Source organism: Anaerotignum sp. (assembly GCF_040307045.1).
Classification (GTDB): Bacteria; Bacillota; Clostridia; order Lachnospirales; family Anaerotignaceae; genus Chakrabartyella.
In genome coordinates this window covers 333,533-356,073 of sequence record NZ_JAWRKF010000002.1, presented here as the reverse complement: position 1 = coordinate 356,073, position 22,541 = coordinate 333,533, and the positions used below count along the sequence as shown (strand labels likewise).

The 22,541-nt window shown below is 38.0% G+C and carries 17 protein-coding genes; 9 read left to right on the top strand and 8 right to left on the bottom strand.

The genetic code is table 11. The features are described 5' to 3' along the window. Window positions 1-165: 165 nt before the first annotated feature. From ABVZ64_RS01575 to ABVZ64_RS01555, 5 genes are all read right to left on the bottom strand, one after another. Entirely contained in the window at window positions 166-1,734 is a 1,569-nt protein-coding gene (locus ABVZ64_RS01575) for an ABC transporter permease/substrate-binding protein (RefSeq protein ID WP_352399305.1), read from the bottom strand. Then, entirely contained in the window at window positions 1,731-2,867 is a 1,137-nt protein-coding gene (locus ABVZ64_RS01570; protein ID WP_352399304.1) for an ABC transporter ATP-binding protein, read from the bottom strand. The genes ABVZ64_RS01575 and ABVZ64_RS01570 overlap by 4 nt, the downstream gene beginning before the upstream one ends. 114 nt (window positions 2,868-2,981) lie before the next feature. Next, window positions 2,982-3,614 carry a GntR family transcriptional regulator gene (locus ABVZ64_RS01565; protein ID WP_352399303.1) on the bottom strand — a complete coding sequence of 211 codons (633 nt, stop codon included), beginning with the start codon at window positions 3,612-3,614 and terminating at the stop codon, window positions 2,982-2,984. Between the two features lie 138 nt (window positions 3,615-3,752). Continuing rightward, the gene (locus ABVZ64_RS01560) at window positions 3,753-4,190 is read right to left on the bottom strand and encodes an RrF2 family transcriptional regulator (RefSeq protein WP_352399302.1); all 438 of its coding nucleotides are present in this window, start codon (window positions 4,188-4,190) and stop codon (window positions 3,753-3,755) included. After that, entirely contained in the window at window positions 4,187-4,678 is a 492-nt protein-coding gene (locus ABVZ64_RS01555) for a YbaK/EbsC family protein (RefSeq protein WP_352399301.1), read from the bottom strand. Before ABVZ64_RS01555 ends, ABVZ64_RS01560 begins: the two co-directional genes overlap by 4 nt. 727 nt (window positions 4,679-5,405) lie before the next feature. On the opposite strand from ABVZ64_RS01555, the gene ABVZ64_RS01550 reads away from it, so the two are divergent. The 7 genes from ABVZ64_RS01550 (at window position 5,406) to ABVZ64_RS01520 (ending at window position 12,410) form a co-directional block, all read left to right on the top strand. Then, complete coding sequence (locus ABVZ64_RS01550) at window positions 5,406-6,923, top strand: amino acid adenylation domain-containing protein (RefSeq protein WP_352399300.1); 1,518 nt, start codon at window positions 5,406-5,408, stop codon at window positions 6,921-6,923. Further along, complete coding sequence (locus ABVZ64_RS01545) at window positions 6,904-7,695, top strand: GNAT family N-acetyltransferase (protein WP_352399299.1); 792 nt, start codon at window positions 6,904-6,906, stop codon at window positions 7,693-7,695. Before ABVZ64_RS01550 ends, ABVZ64_RS01545 begins: the two co-directional genes overlap by 20 nt. Window positions 7,696-7,712: 17 nt before the next feature. Next, window positions 7,713-7,940 carry a phosphopantetheine-binding protein gene (locus tag ABVZ64_RS01540; protein WP_352399361.1) on the top strand — a complete coding sequence of 76 codons (228 nt, stop codon included), beginning with the start codon at window positions 7,713-7,715 and terminating at the stop codon, window positions 7,938-7,940. Between the two features lie 18 nt (window positions 7,941-7,958). Then, entirely contained in the window at window positions 7,959-9,557 is a 1,599-nt protein-coding gene (locus tag ABVZ64_RS01535) for an MBOAT family O-acyltransferase (RefSeq protein WP_352399298.1), read from the top strand. Window position 9,558: 1 nt separating this feature from the next. Continuing rightward, a complete protein-coding gene (locus tag ABVZ64_RS01530; protein ID WP_352399297.1) occupies window positions 9,559-10,587 on the top strand; it encodes a hypothetical protein in 1,029 nt (342 codons plus the stop codon). 182 nt (window positions 10,588-10,769) lie between these two features. Beyond that, window positions 10,770-11,405, top strand: coding sequence for a superoxide dismutase (locus ABVZ64_RS01525; protein WP_352399296.1), 636 nt, complete (start codon window positions 10,770-10,772; stop codon window positions 11,403-11,405). A 315-nt stretch (window positions 11,406-11,720) separates the two neighbouring features. After that, window positions 11,721-12,410 (top strand): superoxide dismutase, encoded by a 690-nt coding sequence (locus ABVZ64_RS01520; protein WP_352399295.1) that lies wholly within the window; start codon window positions 11,721-11,723, stop codon window positions 12,408-12,410. Between the two features lie 141 nt (window positions 12,411-12,551). Here the strand turns inward: ABVZ64_RS01520 and asnB are convergent, their stop codons facing one another. Further along, window positions 12,552-14,402, bottom strand: coding sequence for an asparagine synthase (glutamine-hydrolyzing) (gene asnB, locus ABVZ64_RS01515; protein ID WP_352399294.1), 1,851 nt, complete (start codon window positions 14,400-14,402; stop codon window positions 12,552-12,554). Between the two features lie 18 nt (window positions 14,403-14,420). Continuing rightward, the gene (locus ABVZ64_RS01510) at window positions 14,421-15,800 is read right to left on the bottom strand and encodes a citrate transporter (protein WP_352399293.1); all 1,380 of its coding nucleotides are present in this window, start codon (window positions 15,798-15,800) and stop codon (window positions 14,421-14,423) included. A 284-nt stretch (window positions 15,801-16,084) separates the two neighbouring features. On the opposite strand from ABVZ64_RS01510, the gene ABVZ64_RS01505 reads away from it, so the two are divergent. Both ABVZ64_RS01505 and adhE read left to right on the top strand, forming a co-directional pair. Then, window positions 16,085-17,020, top strand: a complete 936-nt coding sequence (locus tag ABVZ64_RS01505; RefSeq protein ID WP_352399292.1) for a LysR family transcriptional regulator — start codon at window positions 16,085-16,087, stop codon at window positions 17,018-17,020. 824 nt (window positions 17,021-17,844) lie between these two features. Further along, entirely contained in the window at window positions 17,845-20,487 is a 2,643-nt protein-coding gene (gene adhE / locus ABVZ64_RS01500) for a bifunctional acetaldehyde-CoA/alcohol dehydrogenase (RefSeq protein ID WP_352399291.1), read from the top strand. Between the two features lie 432 nt (window positions 20,488-20,919). Here adhE and ABVZ64_RS01495 read toward each other — a convergent pair whose 3' ends face one another. Then, complete coding sequence (locus ABVZ64_RS01495) at window positions 20,920-22,530, bottom strand: DEAD/DEAH box helicase (protein ID WP_352399290.1); 1,611 nt, start codon at window positions 22,528-22,530, stop codon at window positions 20,920-20,922. Window positions 22,531-22,541: the final 11 nt, after the last annotated feature.

Below are 22,541 nucleotides of genomic sequence, written 5' to 3'. Positions count from 1 at the left end.
TAAGAAGGTGGGGAAAGCAAGATATCAGTTTGGATGTTCGAATCTCAATTAAAGATACAAAGAAAAAACCTCCTATTTTTTTGGTAGAAAAATCTGCCAACAAAACAGGAGGTTTTTATATAAAAAATAAGAGGGTTGATTAGTTAATAAGGCTTCTATTTATCATTATTCTGAAATTAATCCAGATGAAATTAAGAAGTCACGGGCAACCTGGTCAGGAGACTCTTGAAGCTCATCTACACGGTAATTAAGCTCAATCATAATCTCATCGGTTAGAACATCACTTAACTCCTCCATCACAGGAATCAATTCGGGGTATTTTTCCAAAGTTTCCCCTTTAACCAGAGGCATTGCAAAATAGGGAGGGAAAAAGTTTTTGTCATCCTTTAAGGTAACCAGAGAAAACTTTTTCAAAAGCCCGTCGGTAGCAAAGGCATCCACCACATCCACATCTTGATTAATCAAGGCGGTATAGCGGGGAGAACTATCTAAAGAAATACTTTCTTTTAGAGTAAAGCCATATTTTTTCTGCAAACCAGGCAGCCCATCTTCACGGTTCAAGAATTCGAAGGTGGTTCCTGATTTCATGGTGCTTGCTACCTTTGCAAAATCACTAATGGTTTGCAAGTTATATTTATTTGCTGTGTCTTCAGTTACGGCCAATACATAGGTATTATTAAAACCCATTTGTTTTAATACGTCAATGTTGTACTTTTCTTTCAATTCTCTTTTTGCTGTTTCATACACTTCTTCCATATCGCTAATGGGTGGGTGTTTTAACATATCCGTATAGGCGGTTCCGCTATAATCTATATAAAGATCGATATCACCTGTCTGCAAGGCACCAAAGCACACCTGTGTGCCGCCAAGTTCAACTTTTCGGTTGACAGTAATATCTGTACGATCCTCTATAAAATCTGCAGCCAAATTACCTAATATAGCCTGTTCTGTAAAATCTTTGGAGCCAACGGTGATTACTTTATCGGCTTTTATGCTATTTCCCATGGAAGAGACAAAGAAAATCATTGCAAATAATACTGCAAATAAAGCCAGAGTTGCCTTTTGCGTTTTGCGTTTTTTCTTTTTCGCTGATGTTTCACCCTTTTGTAAACTAATGGGTGTTACAAGCTTTTCAACAATGCTAAGCAAGAAATCGATAAGCAGTGCCAAAAGACAGGCGGGAATTGCACCAGCCAGAATTTGGCTATTGTTTACAGTTCGTATTCCGGAGAAAACCAAATAGCCTAATCCGCCTGCACCAATGAAGGCTGCCATTGTCATCAATCCCACAGCAGTAACAGCGGCGATCCTAACACCGGCCATAATTACTGGTAAGGCAAGGGGAATTTGTACCTTTGTCAAAACCTGTAAGGGGGTTAGACCAATGCCTTTTGCGGCTTCTAAGGTTTGAGGATTAATGCTTTGGATACCGGTATAAGTGTTTTTGATAATAGGCAATAGGGAGTAGAGCACTACTGCAACCACAGCAGGCACTGTTCCGATGCCTAGAAAAGGTATCATAAATCCAAGCAAAGCCATACTGGGAATTGCTTGAATGATATTTGCAATGGATAATATAGGTTTGCTTACTTTAGCTGCATAAGAAATTAAAATGCCTAAGGGGACACCAATCAAAATGGCAAGCCCAACGGAGATACCTGTTAGTTTGATATGTTCAATGAGCAGAGACAGAATTTGGGATAAGTTTGCTGCTAAATAATCTATTAAATTCATTCTTCACCCTCCTGTTCATAATCGAAGTATTGCTGACTTAGGGTGGTTACTAAACTACTTCTTGTAATAAGTCCTTCTAATTTTCCATTCTGGGAAACAACGGGAACGGTGGATAGCTGTCTTTCGGCTATAATTTTTAAGGCATCCAATATATTTTGTTCGGAGCAAAGGGTAGGGAATTTTGTAGACATAAATGTTTCTGCCGTCTGTGTTTTATCCTCTACACCACGCAAGCGGCTTGCTTTGACAATGCCTAAAAGGCTACCAGTTTCCTTATTCACTACCAACAGGCTGTCAACCTTTTTCTGGCGCATACGTTCCATACATTTTAAAACTGGTAAATCCTTTGAGGTAGTAATTGGATTTTCAATCATAATATCGCCCACCTTTATGTATTCAGGAGACGACCAAATACGGTTTTTACCAACAAAGTTTGAAACAAATTCGTCCAAGGGATTTTTCAAAATATTTTCGGGGGTGTCATATTGGAGAATTTCACCGTTTCGCATAATACAAATTCGATCTGCAATTTTGATGGCTTCTTCCATATCATGGGTTACGAAAATAATTGTTTTTCTAACTTTCATTTGAAGCTGAACCAATTCATCCTGTAAATCTGAACGAGTTATGGGATCCAAGGCAGAAAAGGGTTCATCCATCAAAATGATTTCAGGGTTTGTGGCAAAAGCACGGGCAACCCCCACACGCTGTTGCTGACCCCCGCTTAACTCAGTGGGATATCGGTCTAAGAAGGTTTCACAATCCAACCCAACCATTTCCATAAGCTTCTTTGTGTTTTCTTGGATATCCTTTAAATTGGCTTTTTCAAGAGTTGGGATTAACTCAATGTTTTCCCTAATGGTCATATGAGGGAAAAGACCTGTTTGTTGAATTACATATCCGATTTTTCTACGAAGTTCTACTTCATTGATATTTTGTATGTTCTTATCTTCAATGTAGATAGCACCACCTGATGGCTTTATTAGCCGATTTATCATTTTTAACAGGGTTGTTTTGCCGCAACCGCTTTCGCCAATGATGGCAACCAATTGTCCTTTTGGTATTTCTAGGTTAATGTTTTTCAAAACATTTTGTGTTTTAAAGTTCTTTGAAATATTTTCAAATTTTACCATATGCATTCCTCCTTTTTTTAAAAGTAACAACTCTATTCTATTATCAAGTTGTTACTTTTGTCAAGGGGAAAAAAACGACATTCGGATTAAATGTCCGAATGTCGTTGGTTTTTTTCATGAATATAAATAGGTTTCTACTCTCTGGGAGGAGTCATCCTGAGTGATAAAAAAAAGGACATCACCTTCTGTAAGAGCGATATATGGACCGGGAGAGCGCATAAGCTTTTCTCCTCGTTTCACAGCAATTGCTGTTGCTCCTGTATGTTGCCAAAGTTGGATTTCACAGATATTTTTATTCAAATGCACACATTTATCCGTAATTTCAATTTGAAAGGGCATAAAGGGGTTAGTGGAACGAAAATGTTCTGTGGCAGAAATTAGGTCTGCCAAACAGGAATTTAAAATTTTCATTTCATTTTTTTGCCTTGTAATACTTTGCATCAGGGTTGCTTTTATGGTTTCTATGGTTTCTCGCTTGCCGTACTGATCAATAAATTTGCGAGCATTTTCTTTTGATTTTATGGTTACACCGCTTCCTTTTTCAGAGGTAACAATGTCTAAATCACAAAGGACACAAATTGCCCTCCTAGCTGTTTCTGGAGAAACGCGGTATTGACTAGCCACGGCAGAACGGGCGTATATTTTCTGTCCTTCGGTATATTCTTCATTGACAATACGAGAGGCAAGCTCAACGGCAATTTGCTGATAGCGAGGAATAGAAACTGTTTGTTCGATATGTTCTTCCATAGTGATACATCCTTTTTCATATGAAGTAGTGTATGAATGAATTTATATCATTCTTGCTTAAAAGATATTCAATAATCATAAATGTGTTTGATATAGAAGAAAAAGAAATAATAGGAACACAAGGCGTCCGCTCAAGCCTCAGGTTCGTTGTCTTAGGTAGCCTGTTTCTTTTTCTAAATATTCTTGTGCCATGCTCTCTAGAGTTGTATTATCCACTACTTCATCCAAAGCATCTTTCATACGCTTCCACAAGGAAAGGGAAACGCAAAAGTCTGAGTTAGGGCAGGTTGGGTTGTCCACACAGTCAACGGGAGAGAGAGAACCCTCCAATACCTGTAATATTTCGCCAACACTAATTTCTTTCGGATGGCGGGAAAGGATATAACCCCCTTGAGCACCTCTATAGCTTTTCACCAGGCCAGCCTTGGTGAGGGGATTGATAATTTGTTCTAAATATTTTTCGGAGATTTGCTGCTCGTGAGCAATGGCTTTTAGGGGCAGGGTGCCTTTTTCAAAGTTAATAGCCAATGAAAGCATAAGGCGAATTCCATAGCGCCCTCTAGTTGAAATTTTCATTTGTTCACCTCATTTTCTTCTTCCCAGCCCTTGCAAATATCTACCCACTCTATGCACTTTCCATAGTGGAACAACTCATCACAAGTTAGCTCAATGGCAGAGTTGCTACTGCCTGCGGCTGGAAAAACAGTTTGGAAACGTTTCATGGATATATCTGCGTAGGCTTTTGTGCCTTGGGGCAATGCAAAGGGGCAAACACCACCAACGGCATGGCCTGTTGATTCCAAGGTTTCTTCTGGCGTGAGCATTTTTGCCTTCAGACCAAAAGTATCTTTAAATTTTCTATTATCAATTTTTGCATCCCCTGCAACGGCAATCACAATAGGACCTTCCTTGGACATTAAGCATAGTGTTTTGGTAATACGAGCAGGGATGACACCCGCTGCTTGGGCTGCCAATTCAACGGTAGCGCTGGATGTTGCGAACTCCATAACTTCTTTTGGGCAATTCATTTCTTTTAAATATGCCCGTACAATTTCAATTGACATGATGATTACAGCTCCTTTTGTACGGATAGTATAATTCTTATATTTTTTTTAAATCATAGCAGAAAATAGGGAATTATGCAAGGAATAGAAAAAGGAGAATAAAATAATTGTCAACGGATAATTAATATGGTATACTTTGTAAATCTGAAAAGAAATGATTCCTTCATAAATAACCGAAAATTTAGAAGTTAAGTGGTTGACAATTTATTTTATTGCATTGCTATGAAGTTCATTGCTTATCTTCAGGGAAATAAATGGCAATAATATTGGCAATAATAATTGATTCAAAGGGCCAGTTTTTATATTTTTGTTTAAACTGATTTTTACCTTTTTTGCATAAAAATAATCATTCCCTGAATTTTTTGATAAGGTGAAAGGTATACACATATCCGTATTCAATTGGATGGCTATATGCTTGCTACAACAAAATCCTTCATTGGAATTTTTGTTTCGTTTTAGCTATATGAAAAGTTTGTTTAGAGGCGGTATTATTTGTGCTAAGTCTTAGCTTAACCACGCGAGAGACAGGGCAATGATGATACAAAATTTTGAGGCGTAACACTCCCCGTGTGTTGCGCTTCATTTTTTTTGTGACAGGATGACCGAAAGGAAAAAGTTGTTGGTTTTGCCCCCTTATCTTGACGATTTATAGGCAAAATGCTATACTCAAAATCAAGTTATTCCTATTGATTTAAAAGGAAAACCTTTAACGGAACGAGGAGAAAACATGATTAGAAATATATTGGAATATTTAGAAGCAACTGCGGTACGTCTGCCAGATAAAATAGCTTTTGCCAGCAAGGAGGAAGCTATCTCATTTCAAGAACTTTTGGCTTTAAGTAAGAGGGTGGGCACCTTTTTGTTAAGATATGGTAAACGGAATGCTCCTGTTGCGGTAATGATGGAAAAAACGCCATATTCTATAGCTGCTTTTTTAGGATGCGTATACAGTGGGAATTTTTATACGCCCATCGATTCTACTATGCCAAAGGATCGGGTTCTTTCAATATTAAATACATTGCAGCCCCAAGTTTTGTTGATTGATCGCAAGAGCAAAAAAAATGCGGATTACTTGGAGTACTCGGGTGAAATCGTGATTCTAGAAGATATTTTAGAAACCGAGGTAAATCAAGAGGCGCTGTTAAAAATTAGAAAGAAGGCGGTGGATGCAGATCCTCTATATGCCCTATTTACTTCGGGGTCCACAGGAATACCCAAGGGAGTGGTGATTACCCATCATTCTGTGGTGAATTTGACGGAATGGTACACTGAAACTTTTGACATTTCAGACCAGGAAATCATCGGTAATCAAGCACCTTTTTATTTTGACTCATCTGTCAAAGACATTTATGCGGTGTTAAAGACTGGGGCGACAATGGAAATTATACCCAAACAGTTGTTTTCTTTCCCTATGAAGCTGATGGAATATGTAGCAGAGAAGCAGGTAAATTATATTGATTGGGTGCCATCGGCATTTTGTATTGTTGCCAACACGGGAACACTTGAGAAAGTAGTGCCTGAAACTCTAAAAAAAATTGCTTTTTGTGGTGAAATAATGCCTACCAAGCAGTATAATACGTGGCGTAATAAATACCCAAAGGCTTTATTCGCAAATATTTATGGACCAACAGAAGCGACAGTTGATTGCACCTATTATATTGTGGATCGTGAATTTGCGGATGATGAACCCTTGCCCATTGGATATCCATGTAGAAATACGGACATATTCATATTAAACGGAGATCGTTTGGCAAAAGAGGGGGAAACTGGAGAACTGTGCATCCGTGGTAGATGCTTGGCTCCAGGGTATTATAATAACCAGGAAAAAACGGAAGAAGCCTTTGTTCAAAATCCTTTGAACCCCCATTATCCTGAAAAGATATATAAAACGGGTGATGTGGCAAAGTATAATGAGTATGGTGAGATCATTTTTTTGGCTAGAAAAGACCATCAAATTAAGCATATGGGACATCGCATTGAGCTGGGTGAAATCGAGACTGCCGTAAACTCCATTGACTTGGTGGAAAACGGCGCTTGTATTTATGATACGGAAAGTCAAAAAATTGTTTTGTTTTATTGTGGTAAAGAAGCCACTCAAAGCTATATTCTGAAAAAGCTAAAGGATAAAGTACCAAAGTATATGTTTCCAAATGTAATGATTATGCTGGAAGATATGCCACATACTTTAAATGGAAAGATAGACAGGTTACGTCTGAAGGAGTATTATGATAAAAAAGATGAATGATGGGCAAGCTTTTTGGGAAGAGATTGCCAGCAGGCTTTCAAGAGGTGAAAAGACAAACTTCTTTTTTTCCGAGAAGGATGTGCATCAACTAGTACAGAGGGGTAAAGTTTGTCGATTTGACTTTGATGGAGGGGTATATTTCTTTGTTGAAGAAGATAGGTTATATCGCTTATATTATTTTTTGGAAAAGGAAAAATCCCCAGGGGTATTGCCTGAACTTCAGCAACCTATTATACTTGAGGAAGTTCTATTAGCATCAAAAGAAAGAGTGCCCTCTGAAGATAGTTGGACAAGGGTTGGACTTGTGCCATATCTGGAGCGGCAACGGATGTATTTGATGGCCCCTAATATTATCTTTGAGGAGCGACAGCTCACCTTTGCATCCCAGGAGATGCTAGAGGATATTTTCTCTATGATGAATCAAAGTTTTGAGCCTTTTACATCCATGTTGCCAACAAAAGAGGAATTGCTTCATGATATTCAAGGGCAAAAGATTATTGTTACAACAAAAAATGAAGAAATTTTGGGCTTTCTGCACTTTGGGGATGAAAAACAAGGGTGTATGCTTTGGCATATTGCCGTTTCTCCCAAGGCTAGGGGCTTAGGTGTGGGCGAGGGGCTCTTGAAAGACTGGTTCTTTGCTAGAAAAGGTTTGACAAAAAAATATATGCTTTGGGTTAGAAGGGATAACCCTGCGGCCTTAGGGCTATATGAAAAGTTTGGGTTTCTGCCAGATGGTAGAATAGCCCCTGTAATGATGAAAACCACATAACAGAAAGGAAAATGAAAATGGATACTCTTTTGAAAATTTTAGTAGAATTAAGACCTGATGTAGATTTTGAGGACAACAAAGAGCTGGTTGACAGCGGTGAGCTAGACTCCTTTGACATCGTGTCATTGGTTGGGGAACTGTGTGATGCCTATGATATCGAAATAGGAGCGGAGGATATTGTTCCCGAGAATTTCAATTCTGTTGAAGCAATTATGGCTTTGGTACAGAGATTGCAAGAAGATTGATTTTAAGGAGATTGGGTTATGGCTTTTACTTCGGTACAATTTGTGGTTTTCCTGTTTTTGGCGGCCACTTCATATTTCCTGACCCCGAAGCGTTACCGATGGGTAACGCTTTTCCTCGTTAATTATATCTTTTATTTTATGGCGGGGGCAGGCTATTTTATATATCTGCTAGCAACGACAGTGACCATTTATCTGGCGGCAGTCCAACTTGGCAATATGTCAGCTAAAAACAAGGCGGCATTTGCTTTGGCTAAGGCTGAAATGGATAAAGAGCAGAAAAAAGCTTGGAAGGCTAACTTTACAAAAAAGAAACGTATGGTGCTGATTCCAGCACTCTTATTCAACTTTGGTATCTTGGCAGTACTAAAGTATTATAACTTCGTGGGCGTCAATTTAAATGCGTTGTTTGACCGATTTTCTATTGGGGCTGAGGTCCCCATTTATAGCTTTTTATTGCCATTGGGTATATCATTCTATACCTTTCAATCTGTGGGTTATCTTATCGATGTTTATAGAGAAAAGTACGAACCACAGCGAAATTTGGCAAAGTTTGGGTTGTTTATCTCCTTTTTTCCCCAGATTGTGCAGGGACCAATTGGGAGATATAATGTTTTGGCTGAACAGCTTTACCGCCCCAATGGCTTTTCTTATGAAAGGGTAAAGTTTGGCGTTCAGCTGATGCTTTGGGGTGCTTTTAAAAAATTAGTAATTGCGGATCGGGCTGGAGTAATTGTAGATACGGTTTTTGGATATCCAGATACTTTTGGTGGCACCTATGTGGCAGTTGCTGCTTTGGTTTACTGCATTCAACTTTACGGAGACTTCTCTGGAGGTATTGATATTGCTACTGGTGCGGCTCAGGTGTTGGGTATTGAGTTGGAGAAGAACTTTGAACGACCTTATTTGGCAACCAGCATTCCTGATTTTTGGCGAAGATGGCATATTACTTTGGGTATGTGGTTTCGGGATTATGTATTTTATCCCTTATCCCTATCCAAGTTTTTTATGAAGGTTGGTAAAAAGGGTAGAAAACTTTTTGGCAACTACATAGGAAAACTGTTGCCTGTATTGATTCCTCAGTTTATTGTTTTTTTCCTAATTGGTATTTGGCATGGAGCAGAATGGAAGTACATTGCGTTTGGCTTTTATAACGGAACATTAATTGTTATGGGGATTTTATTTGAACAACCCCTAAAAAAACTTATGGAAAAATTTGAAATAAAATACCAGTGTTTTAGTTGGCGTTTGTTCCAAGTTTTAAGAACACTAATTTTAGTGGCATTAGGCAAAATCATTACACGAGCCCCTGGCGTGGGTGCATCTGCTTATATGATGCATTCTATGATAAACCAATGGGATTCAGATACTTTAATAAATGGTGGGTTGTTAAAATTAGGTCTTGATGTACAAGACCTATGGATTTTGCTTTTTTCATCTTTAATATGGCTTACTATCAGCTTATTGCAAGAGTCGGGGATAAAGGTAAGAGAGGCTTTAGCGAAGCAAAACCTACTTTTCCGTTGGGTTATCTATTTAGCGGCTATTTTTTCATTCATTTTGTTTGGCGTATATGGTTTAAATTATAACGCCTCCGACTTTATTTATAGGGGGTTCTAGTATGAAAGGAAGTTTAAAAATCATTTTTAGGTGTATTGCCTTTTTGTTTATTTTTACCATATTGTTTTCCAATACGTCAGATTATTTGCGCCGTCCGGATGATGAGTCCGATGAAATTCATGCTTTTTATGATGAACCAAAAAATTCTATTGATGTATTGTTTATGGGTAGTAGCCCAATTTTAAGGGGGGTATCCCCGATGGTTATGTGGCAGCAACAGGGTTTTACTAGCTATGTGAGGGCATCTGCTTTACAGGCTCCCTCTGTTACGTATGGGCTTTTGTCTGAATCCTTGGAATATCAAACACCAGAATTAGTGGTGCTATTATGTGATAATATTTTTTTGGACTATGACTATGTGGAACGAGAAGGAGATTTGCGACGGGCATTAGATGGCATGAAAATGTCACAGCATAAATACAAAATTGTAAGGGAAGTTACAGCGGCAGATGACAGACAGACAATGCTGTCCTATATGTTTCCATTATTTCGTTATCACGAAAGGTGGAAGGAGATTAACTGGGCAGAGGCAGAGCCTATTCCATTGATGAAACATTCTATTAAAAAAGGTCATGTGTATCTTCGTGGTGGTGAACCCCTGGAATTCCCCCCAGATTTTATGGAGCCTTCGGAAGATGCCTCACCAGAGTTTAATGAAAACGCCAAGGAATATGTCGAAAAATCTATCGCCCTTTGCAAAGAAAAAAATATTCCGCTTTTAATGATTCATTTGCCCAAAATGGCTTGGAGTTACCAACAGAGCATGGCCATGGAAAGCTTTGCAAAAAGCATGGGGGTTGCATATCTGGATTTTGATCGAGAGGAAATTAGGGCGCAATTGAGTTTAGACCCCTCTACTGATTATTATGATCAGGGTCATATGAATTTAGGTGGATCCATTAAGCTTTCTCAATGGTTTGGAGATTATTTAGACAGTACTTATGATTTGCCTGATCATAGGGAAGATGAAGCCTATCAAAGATGGCATGAAGATTATCAAATGTATGCAGAAAAAACAAATATTGAATAAGCACTCTTTCAATTGTTTTTTCAGTGTTTGAATTCAATTGGTTTAGTCAATTAGAAACCTGTTCAGTTTTTTTGAACAGGTTTTTTTGTTGATTATAGGCTGAGTTATGCGGAGGAATTTCTTCATAGTAGGGGGTTGATTGGAATACTCTAAGAATAAAATAAGAAAAGTGAGGGCTAAAAATGGAGAATAATCAGTACCCCTTCGTGAACCTACCTTTACCATATCATTATAATGACCTTGAGCCATATATTGATGCAAAGACAATGGAGGTACATCATGCTAAGCATCTGCAAGGCTATATCAATAACTTGAATCAGGTTTTAAAGGACTATCAAGGTTTGCAATTATTAACATTGGAACAACTGATTGAAAATGCAGATCGGTTACCGAAAGGTTTACAGGCACCTATCAGAAATTATGCAGGGGGCGTATACAATCATCGCGTGTACTTTTATGGAATGGATTCCCCCAGAGATCAAAAGCCAAGGGGTAAGTTGATGGAAATGCTAAATGCACAGTACGGCAATTTTCAAAGTTTTAAAGATGTTTTTAAAAAAGAGGCATTAGGCGTTTTTGGTGCTGGTTATGCATGGTTGGTTTACGACAAAGGTAAACTCAAGATTCTGACAACACCAAATCAAAATAGCCCGATTGAGCAAGGGTTTTCCCCTATTTTTACCATTGATGTTTGGGAACATGGGTATTACTTGAAGCATTTAAATGAAAGAGGAAATTATATTGATGATTGGTTTCAGGTGGTGAATTGGGATAAAGCCAATCAGAACTATATGAGTTGTATTCGTAACTATTATTGAATATGAGTGTGTGAACTTAAACATCATAAGCAGTAAAGAATCAGAAAATTCATTAATTTGGAAATGGGCTTACGGCTCAAAATACTAGCCATTTGCCGCTGTCTTTGTTTCAGGTTATGTAGAATTTATAAATATTATTGGAATAGCATTTTTATTATTACTTCATCAAAATGTAATACAACAATTTATTAGGAAAAACCTGCTGTTTAATAACCAAGGGGGTTTTGTCTGTTTAAACTTATAGGGTGAAATTTCGGCATAGTATGAGTTTTGGTGAATATTCTTAAAATAGAAAAAGAAAAGTGAGGTCTGAAAATGGAAAACAATACATATCCTTACGTAAATTTGCCGTTGCCCTATGAATTAAATGCTCTTGAACCCTACATTGATACAAAAACCATGGAAATCCACTATGGTAGACAGTTGCCAGCCTATATTAACACATTAAATGCACTTTTAAAGGATTTTCCCGAATTACAATCCTTGACACTGGAGGAGTTGATAGCAATTTCTGAGGACCTATATCAGGATGGATTACAAGTACCAGTGCAAAATTTCGCAGGAGGAGTATATAATCACCGGTTTTATTTTAATGGGATGGCACCGCCAACAAATTTATCACCAAGAGGAATTTTGTTTGAAATGGTTGAATCACAATATGGTAATTATAATAGTTTTAAAGAAGTCTTTAAATTCGAGGGGATGAAAGTCTTCGGCTCTGGCTACGTATGGCTGGTTTATGATAATGGAATTTTGAGGATTATAACAACGCCAAATCAAAATAACCCCATTGCTAAAGGTTTTTGCCCCATCTTTGCCCTAGATGTTTGGGAGCATGCTTACTTCCTAAAGCATTATAATCTACGAGCCAATTATATTGAAGATTGGTTTCGGGTAATCAATTGGGAACAGGCAACCAAAAATTATTTAGAGTGTGTGAATCAGCAAAAAGACATAGAGATGCAGAAAAGGAGTAAGAAGAAATTACAATCAAAAAAATTGTAAAGATAGATAAACCGGCACAGGGACATCTTTATCCGCCTTGTGCCGGCTTCCTTTTTAATATAATCTGGATTCCTAAGGGACGAGTTTTCAGCATCAGAAAGCTTAAAAGCTAAAACAAAAGTAATAGGATGGCATTGGTAGTTAAACGATTTTGATATTCCATTTTTCCATCCAGTAGTTAATCTGAACCACATAGGCAAGCATCTGAGGCCCTGCCATTAGTTGGCCATACCATGGCTTCCCATAGTCAGATGGACTCTTGATAAAGGCCTCTACCTTTTTCCGATCTAAAAATTGCAGAACAGGTGAGTTGGGGTTTTCCATTATTTCAATTACCATGCCAGCCGATAAATTTTCATAGTTTTTATCATAAATTTTGGGGTAGGGGGATTTTCTTCTAAACAAAACCTCGTCGGGCATATAACCTACGCCGCACTCTCTTAATAAAGATTTTACAACACCATTTCTTGTTTTCATATCCCAAGGCACATTCCAAACATATTCAATCAAACGGTGGTCGGCAAAAGGAACTCTTGCCTCCAGGCCATTATACATACTGGTGCGATCCATACGATCTAACAATGTTTGCATAAACCATTTTTGGTTTAGATACGCAATTTCACGCCGTCTGGCTTCCTCAGGAGTATCTTCAGCTAGTTTTGGGGTCTCACTAACAGATTTTGCATACGTTTTTGCAACATAATCATCCATATCCAAGTACTCTATAAAATCATCTTTTAATAAGACTTTTCTTGCCTCCAAATCCATGGTCCAAGGGAAAGTGTTTGCCTCAAAACATTCTTTTTTGTGAAACCATGGGTATCCACCAAAAATTTCATCGGCGCATTCTCCCGTCAACGCAACTTTATTATAATCTTTTACCTTTGAGCAAAAAAACAACATGGAAGAATCCACATCTGCCATTGCGGGCAAATCTCTGGCGTCTACGGAGTCCTTTAAGCAATTGGTCTGGTCTTGAATACTACATTCCAAGTAACGATGGTTGGTATTCAAGTATTTCACCATAATATCCACAAAAGGTCTATCCTGAGAGGGTTGGAAGGAGGAAGCTTCGAAAAATTTATCATTTCCTACAAAGTCAAAGGAGAAAGTATTCATTTGTTCTCCTTTTTTTGCCAATTCTGCTGCGCAAACAGCAGTTACAATACTACTATCTACTCCGCCGGATAGGAAAGAGCAGATGGGTACATGGGAAACCATTTGCCGCTTAATGGAATCAATAAGAAGCTCTTTTGTTTTTTCTACGGTTGTGTCATAATCATCCTCATGAACACGACTTGCCAATTTCCAATAGCAGGTAGATTGGGTGCCTGCTTCTGAAATGGTCATATAATGACCTGGAAGCACCTCGTCAATACCTTTAAATACGCCTTTACCATAGGTTTTTGCAGGACCAATGCTGAAAACTTCATTCAGCCCTTCTTTATCCAGCAAAGGGGTAATGCCGGGATAAGCAAAAATACCTTTGATTTCTGAAGAAAAGACAATGCCATCTCCTGTGATGGAGTAAAAAAGGGGTTTTACACCAGAACGATCACGATAGAGTAAGGTAATATTTTTGATGGGATCAAAAATTGCCAAAGCAAAAATACCGTTTAGTTGTTGTACAAATTCAGGTCCATATTCCATGTAGCTTACCAAGATAACCTCAGTGTCTGAATCTGTATCAAAGGTCCATCCCTTTGATAACAAACTTTTGCGCAACTCCTCTGTATTATAAAGCTCGCCATTATATACGATAGCCCAGGTTTTATTGGCTACAGTTTTGGTAATTGGCTGACGCCCTGTTTTTAAGTCAATGATAGAAAGCCTTGCATGGGCTAACCCAATAGTATCATTTAAAAAGGTTCCGCAGTCATCGGGTCCTCTGTGACGCTGAATGGAATACATATCCTCTAATATTTTTGTATAATAGACTCTTTGTTCTGTATAGTTCTTTTTTGGATTAAAGAATCCAGCAATACCACACATAGTATACGCCTCCTAATGCTAAATTAAAATACAAGCTAGTATAAAAGTACATAAAAAGCCGATTCCCACTGGAAGTAGGTTTTTCCTTGCTAATTCTAGAGGATTTACATTACAGATTGCTGCAACAGGAATTAATCCCCAGGGAACAATGGTGCCACCGCCAACAAAAATAGCTGTAATTTGGCCCAAGGTTGCCAGAATTGGAACGGAGCAATTGACAGCTGTGCCAAAGGTTTGAGCCAATACACCAACCAATGGAAGACCGGAAAAGCCAGAACCGTCTAGACCAGTTAGACCTCCAATCACCATTTGAATAAACACAACCATATATTTATTCAAGGGTGTAATGCCTGCAAGCCAAATTGCCCAATCATTTAAGATGCCACTTTGATATTGTTCCCCTAAAATGGAGGTAATACCCTGGCCACCCAGGAAGAAAAAGCCACCGATTATAATGACAGGGGCAAAGATCTTAATGGCAAATAAAAAGCCATCTTTGATATAGTCAGTCACCTTTTCCATACTTTTTCCCTTAAAACCAATGATTGAACCAATTATCATAACAAGTATTGCTGTGCCGGAAACCAAACTCGTGGCGTCTCCTCCTTTTAAGTCGTACACAAACATAAGAATGATGTCTATTACAAAAGCAAGAGGCGTTAAAATTGCAATAAAAACAGCTCCTTTGGATGGCTTTGTTGTAGTTAGTTGTTCGTTGCTTTGCATATATAATGTGCCACCATCTTTATTTACCATACTTTTTCTGTTTAAAATGAATGCAGAAACTACAGTAACAACACCCATCATAAGAAACAGAGGAAAACCACTTTGCAAAATATGTTGTGGCTCAATACCGGCAGAGGCAGCGGTGATAGAGGGAGCGCCCTGAATAACAATGTCAGAGCTAAGGGCGATGCCATGGCCAAATAAATTCATTGCAATGGCAGCGGCAATAGGGGTTAGTCCTTTTTTTACGGCCAAAGGAACCAAAATTGCACCTACCAGTGCAACAGAAGGAGAAGGCCATAAAAATAGGGAGAAGATCATCATGGTAATGCCTAGAATCCACCACGAAACATAGGAGTTTCTCATGACTTTTGACATGGAACGCATCATAAGAAAGTCGCTGCCCAAATCAGTAAGACATTTAGAAAGGGACGTTACTAGGGCGATGGTTGCTATGATTTCCATGAATTCTTTTGATGCATAAAGAATTGCTTGGAAAACAGACTGGATACCGCCAACCACATTGCCACTGCTAACCAACCCAAGAATGAAGATGAACATTACACAAACAATGGGTGTATCTTTTCTTAATACCATTGTGGTAAGAATGGTAAAAACGCCAATGAGGTATATAAAATGAATCGGTGTAAGGTGAACAGATAGATTTGTCATTCACGATACCTCCCTGAAAAATGATATAAAATACAATATTCATTTTGTAAGGATATGTGCTAGGGATGGTATGTCAATGTTTGTTTTTTGGATTAGGAGTACAAGATATCGGGTTGTAGAGATAAAGCACTTGTTTGTAATATATGGCATAAAACAAGAAAAAGGACGAATGTGTGGATTTTAGAACAAAATTACATTATAATTATAAATATGTTCTTTTTTGGCAATTTTGCACTTTAAGAAATCGTAACTTTTTTACGTAGTAAACTTTGAGGGGGGCTTAGATGAATTTTACCGATTTAAAATATGTGATAGAAATTGATAAATGCGGTTCCATTTCCCTAGCAGCGAAAAATTTGTATGTGGCACAATCCAATTTGAGCCGAGCAGTGAAAGAATTAGAACAGGAATTTGATATAGTTATTTTTAAACGCACCCCGAAAGGGGTAATCACCACAAGAGAAGGACAGAGATTTTTACGCCATGCCAAGGAAATTCAGTATCAGGTGAATAATCTGACCAATGCTTACTCGGATTTTAATGATCGAGGTGTTAATTTAAAAATCTCCGTTCCAAGAGCCAGCTATATCTCCGAAGTTTTTTCTGATTACTTGACGACGTTGAATGATGAGGAAAATATGCGGATTCATTATTGTGAAACCAACTCCAGTAAGACCATTCAGAATGTTTTGGATTATCATTATGATGTCGGCATCATTCGCTATAACGTGATGCACGAGGGGTATTATTTATCCTTATTTAAGCTGAAAAATTTGTCATACCGCCTAATCCTAGAGTTTGATTATTTGCTGCTAACCTCAAAAGATAGTATTATTGCAGGCAAACATATTAGGTCTGATTCAGATTTAAAGGGTTGCGTTGAAGTGGTGCATGGGGATGAGCGGCTACCAACGGGCGATTACATAGATTTGACAGACCATGACAGAGAAGAACGCTATCAACAAAAGGTAATTTATATTTATGAACGTGGTAGTCAATTTGAAGTTCTTTCAACTGTGCCTAATTCGTATATGTGGGTGTCTCCCGTACCAGATAATATACTTGAAAAATATGGTCTGATACAAATGCGCTGTGGTGCATATGCGAAATATATGAAGGATGTTATGATATTTAAGGAAAATCATGTCCCTAAGAAATATGAAAAGCAACTGATTGATAAATTGAGAGAAAAAACCCGTGAATTTGGGTGTTATTTCTAATGGAAAAAATAGTTTTATTGCAATGTATGGCAAATCCGTTTGGGGAAAAAGGTTGCATTGAAAATAAAAGAAGCTGTTGATAAGAAAAAACATGAAATTCGGAATTAAATAATAGTTTCATTTTAATACAAAAAGATTTTTACAATAAAAAACGAGGAAGACTTGTGATGAAAATCGGTACGAGTCTTCTTTTTTTGTTTGGAAAACATCTGTCGAAAATTAGCGAATTGCAGTTTTATCTTCTAAAATTTCATTAATATCAAGTTTTCTATTTTTTTAAGAACAGAACGAGTTTGTTTGGTAATGTAGTAAGTACAAAATATTAGACAAGATGAATCCAAAGATAGCCGTATGTTTTTTAAGCAAAATTTTATCATTTTTGAATAATTGTACTGGAAAATGTACAAATAGAACAAAAAATTAGGTTGAAAATGTGAATTCTATTTGTTATTTAATGGAAACAAAATTATGCTTTAAATTTATGTCCATATATAAAATGATATATGCTATTCGCTAAATAGGTATGGTTCATTTTCGATTTTTTTATTGATTAAAACAAGATGTAATGCTACTATTAGCAACAAGAGGAAAAAACGCACAATAATATGTGTGTATTGATTCGACAAATATAATATATGCACAATTGCGTTTTATTTTTCTTTTTTGGTTTGCTCTCTGTGTCAAAACATACCCCATCTAAATTTTATATTACATATACAAAAAATAGATGGGGGATACGGCAGCTTGTGCAGGGCAACTGCACTTCAAAATAAGATAAAAGATAAATATTTCAAGAAACCAAAACTATGTAAGGGGGATTTTAAATGGCAGCAGAAAAGAAAAAAGAAGCAACTCCCGTAGCAAAAAGACCCGAAATTGTAAACAGCGTTGAAACCTTGAAACTAAGAATCGAAGAGGTAAGAGAGGCACAAAGAAAATTTTCCACCTATACACAGGAACAAGTAGATAAAATCTTTTTAGCAGCAGCGACTGCAGCGACCAAAAATAGAATTCCTTTGGCAAAAATGGCTGTAGAAGAAACAAAAATGGGCGTAGTGGAAGATAAGGTTATCAAAAACCACTTTGCATCAGAATATATTTACAACGCATATAAAGATGCTCAGACCTGCGGTGTTTTAGAGGAAGATACTGCTTTTGGTTATAGAAGAATCTATGAGCCGATCGGCGTTATTGCGGCGGTTGTTCCTACAACCAACCCTACCTCTACTGCAATATTTAAATGCCTAATTTGTTTAAAAACAAGAAACGGTATTATTATCTCCCCACACCCCTCTGCGAAAAATTGTACCATCGCAGCGGTTAAGGTAGTTTTGGAAGCAGCTGTTGCAGCTGGTGCACCTGATGGTATCCTTGCTTGGATTGACGAGCCTTCCATTGAAATGTCAGTTGAGGTTATGAAAGATGCGGATATGGTATTGGCAACTGGTGGCCCTGCCATGGTTAAATCCGCTTACTCCTCTGGCAAACCCGCTGTAGGCGTAGGTAATGGTAATACACCGGCTTTGATTGATGATACTGCAGATATCCTTATGGCAGTAAACTCTGTAATTCATTCCAAAACATTTGACAACGGTACAATCTGCGCTTCCGAACAGTCGGTAGTCGTTTTAGATAAAGTTTATGACCAGTGCAAGAAAGAGTTCCAGGATAGAGGATGCTACTTCTTAAATGATGAAGAACGAGTAAAGGTTGGAAGCATTATTCTGAATGCTGCCGGAAATATCAATGCTCAGATTGTTGGTCGTAGCCCTTATCAAATTGCACAGTTAGCGGGAATTGAATGCCCTAAAGATGCAAAAGTTTTGATTGCTGAAGTATCGGAGGTTGACGTTACAAAAGAGCCTTTTGCACATGAAAAACTTTCTCCTACCCTTGCTATGTATCGTGCAAATACATACGACGAGGCATTGGATATTACAGATAGATTGATTATCGATGGTGGTGTTGGTCATACATCTGTATTATATGTAGATCCTGTAAAGGGGCCTGATAAAATCAAACGCTTTGAACAAAGAATGAAGACCTGTCGTATCTTAATTAACACTCCTTCATCTCATGGCGGCATTGGTGATCTTTATAACTTCAGATTGCTACCTTCCCTTACTTTGGGTTGTGGTTCTTGGGCTGGCAACGCTGTATCTGAGAACGTAGGCATTCGTGAATTATTGAACATCAAGACTGTAGCTGAGAGGAGAGAAAATATGCTTTGGCTAAGAACTCCTGAGAAGGTTTATTTCAAAAAAGGTTGTACTCCTGTTGCATTAAAAGAATTGAAGGATGTTTATAAAACAAAGAAAGCTTTTATCGTAACAGATGGTTTCTTATTTAAGAACGGCTATACAAAGTCAATTACAGACCAGTTAGATGATATGGGTATCACTCACCATGTATTCTTTGATGTAACCCCAGACCCTACTCTGCCTTGTGCACAGGCTGGTGCAGCTGCCATGAGAGAATTCGGCCCTGACGTAATCATCGCTCTGGGTGGTGGTTCTGCAATGGATGCTGCAAAGATGATGTGGATTATGTACGAACATCCCGAAGCAGACTTTGCTGACTTGGCAATGCGCTTCATCGATATTCGTAAGAGAGTATTTGTATTCCCTAAGATGGGTCAGAAGGCAATCCTAGTATGTATTGCTACATCCTCTGGTACTGGTTCCGAGGTTACACCTTTTGCCATTATTACTGATCCTTCCACTCAGACAAAATACTCTATCGCTGACTATGAAATCATGCCAACAATGGCAATCAGTGATGCTGACATGATGATGGATCAGCCTAAGGGCTTAACCGCATCTTCCGGAATTGACGTATTAACCCATGCTTTGGAAGCATACGTTTCTATGCTGGCTACTGACTATACAGATGGTTTGGCATTAAAGGCTACCAAGTTGGTATTTGATTATCTGCCTAGAGCCTATAAGTATGGACGGGATGATGTGGAAGCTAGAGAAAGAATGGCAAATGCATCTACAATCGCTGGTATTGCATTCTCAAATGCATTCTTGGGTGTATGTCACTCTATGGCACACAAACTTGGTGCACACCACCATGTACAGCACGGTATTGCAAATGCTCTGTTAATTTCCGAAGTCATCAAATACAACTCAGCAGAAGTTCCTAAGAAGATGGGTACTTTCTCACAGTACAAATATCCTCATGCAAGAGAACGTTATGCTGAAATAGCTACATATTTGGGATTACCTGGGAAAACAGATGAAGAAAAAGTTGATAGCTTAATTGCTAAGGTTGAAGAGTTGAAGGCTACAGTCGGCGTTGCCAAGTCTATTAAAGAACATGGTGTAGACGAGACTGCATTCCTCGGTAAACTGGACGTAATGTGTGAAGAAGCATTCGATGATCAGTGTACTGGTGCTAACCCCAGATATCCTTTGATGAGTGAAATAAGAGAAATGTATTTGTCTGCTTATTACGGCAAATAATCTCACATACTTTATACAAAAAAGGGTTGCATAAAAATATGCAGCCTTTTTTGTTTTAATAAAGTGGTAAGGCCAGGTGTAGGGTATTATGCATTACAGGAGTATAAATGAAACAATATAGATTTTATGGAAGATGCATAAGTAAATTTGTAGAATAAGGAGAGGAATTGGGTTGTGAAGGGAGAAGGGTAAACACTCAAAATGATTAGAATTAGAGGATCTTTGATTGTGTTCAAATAGGTTCTTATAATTAATTTTGACTTGATTCATAAATATAATGAAAACTGAGACCTTTTTCTACCTAATTAATACTGCTTGACTTTGAAAAAACAAAGTGATTTGAAACACGATGAGAAAAAGGTTTTCAAAACTTTTATGGTAAATAAAAAAGGATCACAACCCTAGGGTTGTAACCCGTTTATAAAAAACAAATTACTTCTTTTTTTCTTTTTTTGCAATTTCAATGTGAATTCTTTTGTTTTTGATTTTAGTATTCTTCATACCTGCCAAAACATCTTTCACATATTCTCTTGGTACATCTACAAAAGTATAATCATCATACAGATCAATAGAACCTAAGGCTTTACCGGGAACACCGGATTCGTTTGCAATGGCTCCAACGATATCTTTAGCACGAATTTTGCTTTTTTTACCTGCATTGATAAACATACGAACCATCTTAGAATCGTCGCCACCATAAATTTCCGTTCCGCCCAAGTTGATATCATCCAGCACATCTAATTCGTCAACATTTACATCTGCAAGATGATTTTTTAACAGAGCCGCTGCGATATCAATGGCTGTAAAATCTTCTTCCATTAGGCGGTCTACCAAATGAACATATTTTGTTAGGTGACCTTCATTGATAACTTCTTTTACTTTTTCCAAGAAGATATTTGTTTTCATTTCTTCTACATCGCTTAATGTAGGCAACTTTTGCTGTACAATTTTTGTTTTTGTATAGCGCATAATGTCCCGAAGCTTGTAGATTTCTTTGCCTACACAGAAAGTGAAGGCTTTGCCATTACGACCGGCACGGCCAGTACGGCCGATACGATGCACATAATATTCTTCATCCTGGGGAACGTCGTAGTTAAAAACCACATCGATATCATCAACATCGATACCTCTTGCTGCAACGTCAGTTGCAACGAGAATTTCGATTGTTCCATTACGGAATTTTTGCATCACCTTGTCACGCTGTGGCTGTTTCAAATCTCCATGGAGACCTTCAGCGAAATAACCACGACCCTGAAGCTGTTCTACTAAATCATCTACACGCTTTTTGGTATTACAAAATACCATTGCCAAACGGGGGTCATATACATCGATGATACGGGTTAAAGCATCTAGCTTTGTTTTTTCCTTTACATCAAAGTAAGCTTGTTCAATATTAGGAACGGTCAATTCTTTACGAACAACCTTGATAAATTCAGGGTTTTTCAAGAATCTTCTGGTAATGTCCAAAATTTCGGGGGATAATGTTGCGGAAAACAGCAATGTCTGATGATCTTCAGGAATTTTTGTCAATATCATTTCGATATCTTCGCGGAAGCCCATATCTAACATTTCATCGGCTTCGTCCAGAACCATCATTTGAACTGTTTCCATTTTTAAAGTACGACGACGCATATGATCCATAACACGGCCGGGTGTGCCGATTACGACATGCGCACCTTTTTTTAATGCGGCAATCTGTCTATCGATAGGCTGACCACCATAGATTGGCAGTACACGAATATTATCCTTATATTTCAGAAGTTTTCTGAATTCCTCACTCACCTGAATTGCTAACTCTCTGGTGGGGCAAAGGATTAATGCCTGTAGACGTCTATCATCTGGGTTTACACGCTCTAAGCAGGGGATACCGAAGGCCGCAGTTTTGCCAGTGCCTGTTTGGGACTGACCAATTACGTCTTTTCCTTCTTTTACCACGCTGATAGCCATTGACTGAATTGGTGTTGCTTCCTCAAATCCCATATCTAATACTGCCTGACAGATTTCTGGGGATAAGTTCAGTTCTTCAAATTTTAAATGCTCCATTCTTTGTTTCC